This window comes from Sandarakinorhabdus sp., from assembly GCF_031422795.1.
Lineage (GTDB): Bacteria > Pseudomonadota > Alphaproteobacteria > Sphingomonadales > Sphingomonadaceae > Sandarakinorhabdus.
In genome coordinates this window covers 1-8,971 of sequence record NZ_JANPML010000465.1, presented here as the reverse complement: position 1 = coordinate 8,971, position 8,971 = coordinate 1, and the positions used below count along the sequence as shown (strand labels likewise).

The 8,971-nt window shown below is 64.6% G+C and carries 8 protein-coding genes; 6 read left to right on the top strand and 2 right to left on the bottom strand.

Annotation, left to right across the window (positions count from 1 at the left end; all coding sequences use genetic code 11):
• The 5 genes from ribB to dapD form a co-directional block, all read left to right on the top strand.
• Positions 1 to 985: 3,4-dihydroxy-2-butanone-4-phosphate synthase (ribB, locus tag RMO81_RS15660; protein WP_310476881.1), on the top strand; the 985-nt coding region annotated here is incomplete at its 5' end.
• A 5-nt stretch (positions 986 to 990) separates the two neighbouring features.
• The gene (locus RMO81_RS15655) at positions 991 to 1,407 is read left to right on the top strand and encodes a 6,7-dimethyl-8-ribityllumazine synthase (protein ID WP_310476880.1); all 417 of its coding nucleotides are present in this window, start codon (positions 991 to 993) and stop codon (positions 1,405 to 1,407) included.
• A 113-nt stretch (positions 1,408 to 1,520) separates the two neighbouring features.
• A complete protein-coding gene (locus RMO81_RS15650; protein WP_310476879.1) occupies positions 1,521 to 3,593 on the top strand; it encodes a patatin-like phospholipase family protein in 2,073 nt (690 codons plus the stop codon).
• 190 nt (positions 3,594 to 3,783) lie between these two features.
• The gene (locus tag RMO81_RS15645; RefSeq protein WP_310476878.1) at positions 3,784 to 4,491 is read left to right on the top strand and encodes a pyrimidine 5'-nucleotidase; all 708 of its coding nucleotides are present in this window, start codon (positions 3,784 to 3,786) and stop codon (positions 4,489 to 4,491) included.
• Positions 4,488 to 5,309, top strand: a complete 822-nt coding sequence (gene dapD, locus RMO81_RS15640) for a 2,3,4,5-tetrahydropyridine-2,6-dicarboxylate N-succinyltransferase (RefSeq protein ID WP_310476877.1) — start codon at positions 4,488 to 4,490, stop codon at positions 5,307 to 5,309. Before RMO81_RS15645 ends, dapD begins: the two co-directional genes overlap by 4 nt.
• 58 nt (positions 5,310 to 5,367) lie before the next feature.
• Here dapD and RMO81_RS15635 read toward each other — a convergent pair whose 3' ends face one another.
• On the bottom strand, positions 5,368 to 7,110 hold the full coding sequence (locus RMO81_RS15635; RefSeq protein ID WP_310476876.1) for an alpha/beta fold hydrolase: 1,743 nt from the start codon (positions 7,108 to 7,110) through the stop codon (positions 5,368 to 5,370).
• A gap of 241 nt (positions 7,111 to 7,351) precedes the next feature.
• Between RMO81_RS15635 and RMO81_RS15630 the strand changes: the two genes are divergently transcribed.
• Positions 7,352 to 8,059, top strand: a complete 708-nt coding sequence (locus RMO81_RS15630; RefSeq protein ID WP_310476875.1) for a PEPxxWA-CTERM sorting domain-containing protein — start codon at positions 7,352 to 7,354, stop codon at positions 8,057 to 8,059.
• Positions 8,060 to 8,138: 79 nt separating this feature from the next.
• On the opposite strand, the gene RMO81_RS15625 is transcribed toward RMO81_RS15630, so the two are convergent.
• Complete coding sequence (locus RMO81_RS15625) at positions 8,139 to 8,729, bottom strand: hemerythrin domain-containing protein (protein WP_310476873.1); 591 nt, start codon at positions 8,727 to 8,729, stop codon at positions 8,139 to 8,141.
• Positions 8,730 to 8,971 lie beyond the last annotated feature (242 nt).

The window sequence follows — 8,971 nt, the reverse complement described above, 5'->3', positions numbered from 1 at the left end:
GGGGCAGATGGCGACGCCGGATGCCGTCAACTTCATGGCCAAATATGGCCGCGGCCTGATCTGCCTTGCCATGGCATCAGAACGCGTGAAGGCGCTGGGCCTGCCGCTGATGGCGCAGCACAATGGCACGCGGCACAGCACCGCCTTCACCGTGTCGATCGAGGCCAAGGAAGGCGTTACCACCGGCATTTCCGCAGCCGATCGCGCCCGCACCATTGCGGTGGCCATCGATGCGGCCAAGGGCCCGGAACATATCGTTTCGCCCGGCCATGTGTTTCCGCTGGTTGCCCGCGATGGCGGCGTGCTGGTGCGCGCCGGCCATACCGAAGCCAGTGTCGATATCTCCCGCCTCGCCGGCCTCAGCCCGTCGGGCGTCATCTGCGAGATCATGAACGACGATGGCACCATGGCCCGCCTGCCCGATCTGATCCCGTTTGCGCGCCGCCACGGCATGAAGATCGGCACTATCCGCGATCTGATCGCCTATCGCCACGCCCACGACCGGTTGGTGAAATGCGTCGCCGAAACCAAGCTGGAAAGCTGGCACGGCGGCGAGTGGCTGGCCAAAACCTATGCCAACACCGCCGAATATGGCGAGCATATGGTGCTGCAAAAGGGCCGCATCGAACCGGGCAAGCCCACGCTGGTCCGCGTCCACACCCAATCCATGTTCACCGACATGTTCGCCGAAAAGGGCACACGCGCCGGGCAACTGGGGCGCGCCATGGACGTGATCGGCGAAGAAGGTGCCGGCATCATCGTCATCATCCGCGACGGCAGCCCCACCGCCATTTCCGAACAGATGCGCGCCAAGGGCCAGGGCGAATCGATCGTGCTGCGCGATTATGGTATCGGCGCGCAGATATTGGTGGATCTGGGCGTGACCGACATGATCCTGCTCACCAACCAGCATCGCAATATTGTTGGCATCGAAGGCTATGGCCTGCATGTTGTCGGCGAACGCGCCATCCCGCCCCGGAGCTGAATCTCATGCACATCCTGATCGTCGAAGCCCCGTTCTACACCCACATCGCCGATATGCAGCGCGACGGCGTTACCAGCGCGCTGAAGGCCGCCGGCGCGACGTGGGAGGTGATCACCGTGCCCGGCGCGCTGGAAGTGCCGGCCGCCATCGCCTTTGCCGACGCGAGCGGCGAATATGATGGCTATGTCGCACTGGGCTGCGTGATCCGCGGCGAGACCTATCATTTCGAAATTGTTGCCGGTGAAAGCGCCCGCGCCATCATGGCGCTCACGCTGGACGGCTTCGCCATCGGCAATGGCATCCTCACGGTCGAAAACGAAGCCCAGGCCATCGCGCGGGCTGACAAGACCCAGAAGAACAAGGGCGGCGAAGCCGCTGCCGCCGCGCTGGCCATGGTGGCGCTGAAACAGCGTTTTGCCTGATCGGGCCACAGCCTGCACAAGTGGCGAAATTGCCGCTTGGCCTGCGGCGCGTGCTGATGGCACAATGGTATCAGGGTCGCGCAACGCAGCTGTTTCCGGGGGGAAGCACAGCCATGACCGATTCCGCGAGCCGCACTGCAGACAACCAGACTGACCGTTACGGCCGCAGCCTTGACTGCGATCTGGTCATGAAGGGCGGGGTAACGAGCGGCATCGTCTATCCCGGGGCCATTGGCGCCATCACCCAGCGCTATCGCCTGCGCAACATCGGCGGAACCTCGGCCGGCGCCATTGCGGCGGCGGCGGCTGCCGCCATGGAGTATGGCCTGCGCAGTGGCCGCAACCCCCAGGCGCGCGAACAGATGATGTGGCTGAGCCAGCAGACGGCGCAGCGCACCTCCACTGGCGGCAGTTTTCTGCAGGCGCTGTTCAAACCGGATCCCGCCACCGCGCCGCTGCTGCACTTTCTGATGCCGGGGCCAGGCGGGCGCAGCGCCGCCGCGCTTGCCTTGCTCGGCCGGCCGTTCGCGGGCTGGCTGGCTCTGACGGTGGCGCCCGCCATCCTTGCAGGCCTGGCCTATGCCAAGGGTCCGCTCCATTGGTCACCCGCGGCGGCAACCCTGGTTGGCCTGTTCTGCGCTGGCCTGATGATGCTGGTCACCATCGGGGCGCTGCTGCACCGTGAGCTTGTTCAGCTGGCCAGCCGCGTGGTGGACAACGGACTGGGCATCATGACCGGCATGGCCGCCAGTGGCGCCCGAGTGGACGGCGTGGCCGTGCCGGGGCTGACCCAATGGCTGCACCACAATGTGCAATCCCTGGCGGGCCGCACCGGCGGCACCGCCGACGACGTGCTGACCTTTGGCGATCTGTGGACAGTGGACACAGGCGGGGTGCCCAGCGCCCGTAGCGAGCGCGGCATCGATCTGGTGCTGGTGTGCAGCGATCTCAATCGGTTGGAATCCGTCAGCTTTCCCTTCCTGCCGGAAAACCACCGCCTCTATTATGATCCACGCGCCTGGGCCCGGCTGTTCCCCGCCGATGTGCTGGCCGCAATGGTGCCCTGTTCTTGGAGCGTGCAGGACGATGGCATGCCCGGCGGGCTGGGCTATACCGCCGACGAGATTTGCGCGGCGGCCGAAGCCTGTGGCGAGGCTGGCCGGCATCTGCGACTGCTGCCCAAGGGCAAGGATCTGCCAATCATCGTCGGCGCCCGCGCCTCAATGGCTTTTCCCGGACTGTTCACGCCACTGCCGCTGTGGCTGCTGCGCTGGGTGGGGCAGCCCGAAGTGCCCGACGAGCGCCGCCCGATCCTGTCGCCGGTCTATCTTTCAGATGGCGGCATCACCTCCAATTTTCCCGTTCACCTGTTCGATGGTGCCGTGCCCAACCGGCCATCCTTTGCGGTCAACCTGCTCTATCCCGACGATGATCTGTCGATCGAGGAATACCGCGATATCGATGCCAGCTACAGCCGGGCGGTGCCGGGCAATGTCCGAACCCTGGGCGGCACCAACGAGCGCGTGGCCGAAGCCGGCCTGATCGATCTGATCATGCCCTTTGCCAACAGCGACCGAGTGCGATTCTACAAGGCACCGGCCAGCGGGGATCCCGTCGCCCAGCTCGCCGGGCTGGCGATGCGTGTCGTGGAAACGGCCCGCACCTGGGCCGATGTCAGCCACTATGACCAGACCGGCACGCGCGACCGCATCATCCACATCCGCCTGTCTGGTGCCGAAGGCGGCTTCAACCTCGATATGGACAAGGCCACCATCGAGAGCATCGACAACAAGGGCAGCATGGCTGGCACCGTTCTGGCCAGCCGCTTTGACCCGCGCCAACCCACCGACCCGCTTGATGATCCGGACAAGCCGCGCTTCCAGCTCGACTGGAAGAACCATCGCCTGGTGCGGCTGCACAGCTTCATCGCCGGGCAGGATCTGCTGGCCGACCGTTTCAACGAATGCTTCTGGCCAAAGGGCCAGCCGGGCCTGCAGATCAGCAACCCGCTCTGCCGCGATCTGCTCACCCCGGGCACGCATTTCCACGAAATCTCGCAGCACCTCGATGCCATGGGGGCGCTGCCGGTGCCGAAACCCGATCCGCTGGACAGAGTGCTGCGCCCGATGGCCGTGCTGCGCATACGCCCAGCCACCAGCGATCCGCGCTCTACGCAGCGCCCCTAGGCTGGTCCCAGCCGCGTCAGACTGAAACGCGGCGTTCATGCCGCAGTGCAACAGCGGCCCCGACGCGCCATCGCGGCACCAGACTGTTCCGCCGTTCAGGTTGACGCGGGTGCGGTTCTGGCGATCCGACCCGCTGTTTCGGCACCCGCGCGCCCTGCCGCCAGGCAGCCCCGTCACCCAATTTGCCATCATGACAGCGCGGCTGCTTGCGCCTATGGCAACCCGCATGAACGGGCTGAGCCACATCGATCACTGGATCTTCGATCTCGACAACACGCTGTACCCGGCGCATTCGGCGCTGTTCCCGCAGATCGATCAGCGCATGGGCCTCTATATTCAGCGCCTGCTGAATGTTGACCCGATCGAAGCCCATCGCATCCAGAAAGAGTTGTATCACAGCCACGGCATGACGCTGCCCGGCCTGATGGCGCTGCACAATGTCGATCCGCATGATTTCCTGGCCAATGTCCACGATGTCGATATCGACGTGCTGCGCCCGCACCCGGAACTCGGCGATCTGATTGCCCGCCTGCCGGGCCGCAAATATATCTTCACCAATGCCGACGCGCCCTACGCGAAAAAGGTGCTGGCCCGCCTTGGCCTCACCCACGTTTTCGATGCGATGCACGACATCCACGCGCTCGATTATGTGCCCAAACCGCAATCGCCGGCCTACACCAACATGTGCGCCGCGCACGGCATCAACCCGAAACGCGCGATGTTCGTCGAAGACATGGCGCGCAACCTCACGCCCGCCAAGGCCATCGGCATGACAACCGTGTGGATCGACAATGGCTCGGAGCAGGGGCCGGGCTCGGACCGCGATCACATCGATTACATCATCAACGATCTCGCCGCTTTCCTGGCCGAGGTGCTGGAACAGGTGGAAACCGCATGAACATCGAAGCCATCATCAACGCCGGCTGGGAAGACCGCGCCACCGTCACCAGTGCCACCCACGGTGAACTGCGCACCGCCGTCAATGCCGCCCTCTCCGCGCTCGACGCCGGCGAATTGCGGGTCGCTGAACCCGACGGCACAACCCACCAGTGGCTGAAGAAGGCCGTGCTCCTCTCGTTCCGCCTGCACGACAATGTGGTGATGCCCGGCTTCGGACACGCCAGCTTCTACGACAAGGTGCCGCTGAAATTCGACGGCTGGGACGAAGCCCAGTTCCGCGCCGCGGCTTTTCGCGCCGTCCCCGGCGCCATCGTCCGCCGCGGCGCCTACATTGCGCCGGGCGCCGTGCTGCTGCCCAGCTTCGTCAACATCGGCGCCCGCGTCGGCAAGAACAGCATGATCGATGCCTGGGCCACCGTCGGCAGCTGCGCGCAGATCGGCGAAAACGTCCACATCTCCGGCGGCGCTGGCATCGGCGGCGTGCTCGAACCGCTGCAGGCCAATCCTGTCATCATCGGCGATAACGCCTTCATCGGCGCCCGCGCCGAAGTCGCCGAAGGCGTGATCGTCGGCGAAGGGGCCGTGCTCTCGATGGGCGTCTACCTCGGGGCGTCGACCAAGATCATCGACCGTGCCACCGGCGAAATCCACATGGGCCGCGTGCCGCCCTACGCCGTCGTCGTCTCCGGCACGCTGCCCGGCAAGCCGCTGCCCGATGGCACGCCCGGCCCCAATCTCTACTGCGCCGTGATCGTGAAGACGGTGGACGCGCAGACCCGCAGCAAGACCGGAATCAACGAACTGCTGCGCGACTGATTTTCAGGAAAAAGGCGGGCCTTGCTAGTGGCAGCCCAGTATACATCAGGCTTGGCCGCTAGCCGTCTATCCGCACAGACTCCAGCGCCGCCACAATCGCCGCAACGTGCGTGAGGTGCAGCCAGCGTCCGCCGTCCGCCAGCACGCGCTGCTCGGCGGCGGGCAAAATACTCGCCCAAAAATCAGCGGCATCTGAAAAGCGATACAGTGGATCGCAGGCGCCTGCCAAAACCACCCAGCCCCGCGCATCGGCCAGCGCCGGCGGCACTGCGCCTTTGCCGTGGGCCTGCACTTCCGCCAGAAACCCGGCCATGCCCAGGGCTGCCTGACGCGAAGCACGGACATGATCGGCAAGCAGATCCGGATCATCCAGCGCGGCTTCATCCACCGCGCTGCCCATTACCGATTTGCGCTGAATCCTTTCAATCATTTCCGTGCTGGTCCGCTGCGAAAGGATGCGCGCAAACGCTTCGGCAAATGCGCCTTCGCCAAAAAACAGCTTTTTGCCGCGACCCATCATGCCGCTCCATTGCCGATCCAGCGCTGCCGGCGGCTCCGGGCCCACCAGCACGCCGCCGATCACTCGCCCGCCGAGCCGATGCGCCGCTGTCAGCGCCGCTGTAGCAGCCGTGCGCCCCAAGATCGTCACCGTGTCGATGCCAAGCGCGTCCAGCAATTCGACTGCATCAGCCGCGGCGTTGGCAAAGGGATCGCCTGCCGCCATGTCCGTAAGCCCGAACCCTGGTCGATCAAAGCTGATCGGCCGCCAGCCGGCAGCCTGCAATGCCCGCACCAACTCACGCGGCAAATGCCGCCCGCCCACCGAGGCATGAAACATCAGCAATGGCCGCCCATGCGCCGGACCGTGATCGGCCACAGCAATGAGCCCCGGCCGGCCGGCGCGCGCCACCAAGCGCAATGGCTCGCCCTGAACGCCCATAATCTCGACGTTGCAAGCCCGTGCGAGACCGCTCAGCGCTGCGACTTCAGCCACCACCCGGGCCAGATCGACCGCGCGTGTCACGCCGCAGGCCTGAAACACCACTTTCATTTCGGTCTTGATGGCATGATCGGATACGCCGGCCGCTGCAGCTGCGGTTTCACGCTGGGCGCCAAGCGCCACATCCAACGCCAACCGCGCTTGCCGCTTGGTCAGCCCAAATAATTCCGCCAGCATTGATGCCAGTGTTTCCGGCGCGCGCATATCGCCGACGGCTGCGGCTGACACCCGGCGCACCAGCTCAGTCTGACGCGACGCGCCCACCTTGGCCATTGCGGTGCGCACCAGCTTGCGCGCTGATTCATACGAGATGCCGATGCTATTCGCGGCCTCGCGCAATTCGCCGGTCAACACCAGCGCTGTCGAAAGCCGCGCTTCCTGCGGGCTGAGCCCGTAAGCCCGCGCCGCTTGCTCCCAGGTTGCCGTCATCGGCCGGAACGCAATCACGGCAAAATCTGCTGCGCCGTTGGCCAGAGCGGCGCGGACATGATCAGCGAGCGGCCAGCGCATCGCTTCGGCTGCACTCGCTGCCGCGATAGCCACAGGCCGGCCACTGCGATCATCGGCAATTGCCGACAAGCCTGGCTTGCCGGCTGCAACCCGCCGCACCACGGCAGCCAACGGGTCCATGCCGCCAAGCCATTCGCCAAAGCGCTCATCCGCCGCCACCAACCGCCCCAACCGGTCGCAAGCGGCACTTGCAAAGCTGCCGGGATGCAAATCCACCGGCGGCCCGCTGGCTCGCCCGGCAGCCTGGGCGGCCGAGAGCATGGCACCGGGCGCCGTCGCGATTGCAGCCATCAAACCTTCCGGGTCTTCGGCCAACGCATCAAGCAAAGCGTTGTCGCGGTCCGCTTGACGAAACCGCTCAAGAAAAGCCCGCGCCCGGATGTTCATATCCACTTGAATGCATGCAGGATCTTTTTCCCGCCACCCCCAAATGGGGGTGTTGCGGCTGCTTTCTCGGCCATATCGCATCGCTCGGAACCGTGTTTCGGAGGGCAATATGTACATAAATCCTATCAAATTGGCAGCGGCAGTAATGCTGGCGGCAGCAGCAGTGCCAAGCCAGGCAGCCGTAACATTGTCGTTCGATGATATTCCGGACCGCGGAACACCAGGTCAGTTCTACAATGGCGGCCGGGCGATCGACCAATTTGGTCAACAATCTGGAAATCCAGGTCCTGCCTTCGGTATCAGTATCCAGGGCTTTGCCACTGTGCTTGAACAGTTACGCCTGTGCCCTGGTGGCATCCCTTGCGGTTCGACCGTCATTCCAAAACCGCCCTCGGGCCTCAAGGTTCTTTCCGCGCCGTTCGAGAGGAATGATTTTAACCGCACGCTGTTCAATCTTGCCCGCGGCTTTACCGACGAGATCAGCTTCTGGATATATGTTCCAGGCGGCGCCTTGGCGGCGCCGGCCAGCGTGACCATCTTCGCAAACGAAGGTGGCTATACAGCGTCGGCCAACCCGATCCTCGGCTTTGTATCCGTGCCAGCGCCGACGAACTGCGTTTTCGCCACCTCACCAATCACAACGGTGTCGGGCTGCGGCTTCACCAAATTCACGATGGCCTTTTCCGGCGCGGCACGTTCGGTGTTGTTCCAGGGCGCGGTGTTCGACGACATCACGATCGGCGCTCCCGGTGGCGGCGCTGTCCCCGAACCCGCCAGCTGGGCCATGCTCATCGCTGGCTTCGGCCTCACCGGCGCTGCCATGCGTCGCCGGCGCGCGGCGTTGACCGTTTAAGCCATGGCAAAACGTCGTTGGGCGGCAGTGCGCACTTCCGGTGCGCACTGCCGCCCTACGTCCGTTTGCCAGCGGCCGCTTACGCCACCTTGAACCCTTCGCGGTTCATGCGTTTGGTCAGCACCTTCTTTTCCTCGTCGGTCAGCATCGCCTGCAAGGTCGGGAACACCATGTCTTCTTCCTCGCGCACGTGCGATTCAAAGGCGGTGCGGATGGCGGCGACCTTTTCCAGGAAGCCCGGACCCTTTTTCTTACCGATCATTTCCAGCGCATACAGGCCCTGCTTCACCTCGAAATGATCGCTGTTCAGCGCTTCGGCCACATCGCTCTGGCCATGTTCGGCCACCACGCAGTAGATCACATGTTCTTCCTGCACGTGGTGCTTGCCCAGGGCGTACTGCAGTTCAAGCACCAGCGCCGCGCGCTTGGCCACATCCTCTTCCCGCGTGGCCGCCAGTTGCTCCAGCAGCTTGCGCGCCGCCTGATGCTCGGCCTTTAAGCCTTCGAACCAGTCGCCCGCCGCAAACGTCGCCGCCTGCGCCGCCGCCTTGCGACCTGCCGAAACCATCATGCCCAGCCCGAAACCAGCCACCCCGGCCATCAAGGCCGAGGTCCCGCCCTTGCCGATCGCCATCTTCTGTCCGATCGTGCGTTCGCTTGTATCCGTCATGGTGAAATCTCCTTTTCCCACGACCATCAAACCCCCGGCACGCGCAGTCGTTCCCCGACCCGGCGGCGTTCGTCGGGCATTCCGGGCAGCTTGTCCCAGCGTGTGTTTGTGGACTGAAGGGAAAGTGAAAAGTGAGGGCCTCCGGCGGGGCGGGGGGCCGAACCCCCCCACCAGGGTTTTGGGGGGGCCCGCAGAGCCAACGATGTAAAACCGAAAAACTTGGTTGTGGGGGACGCCCAGCC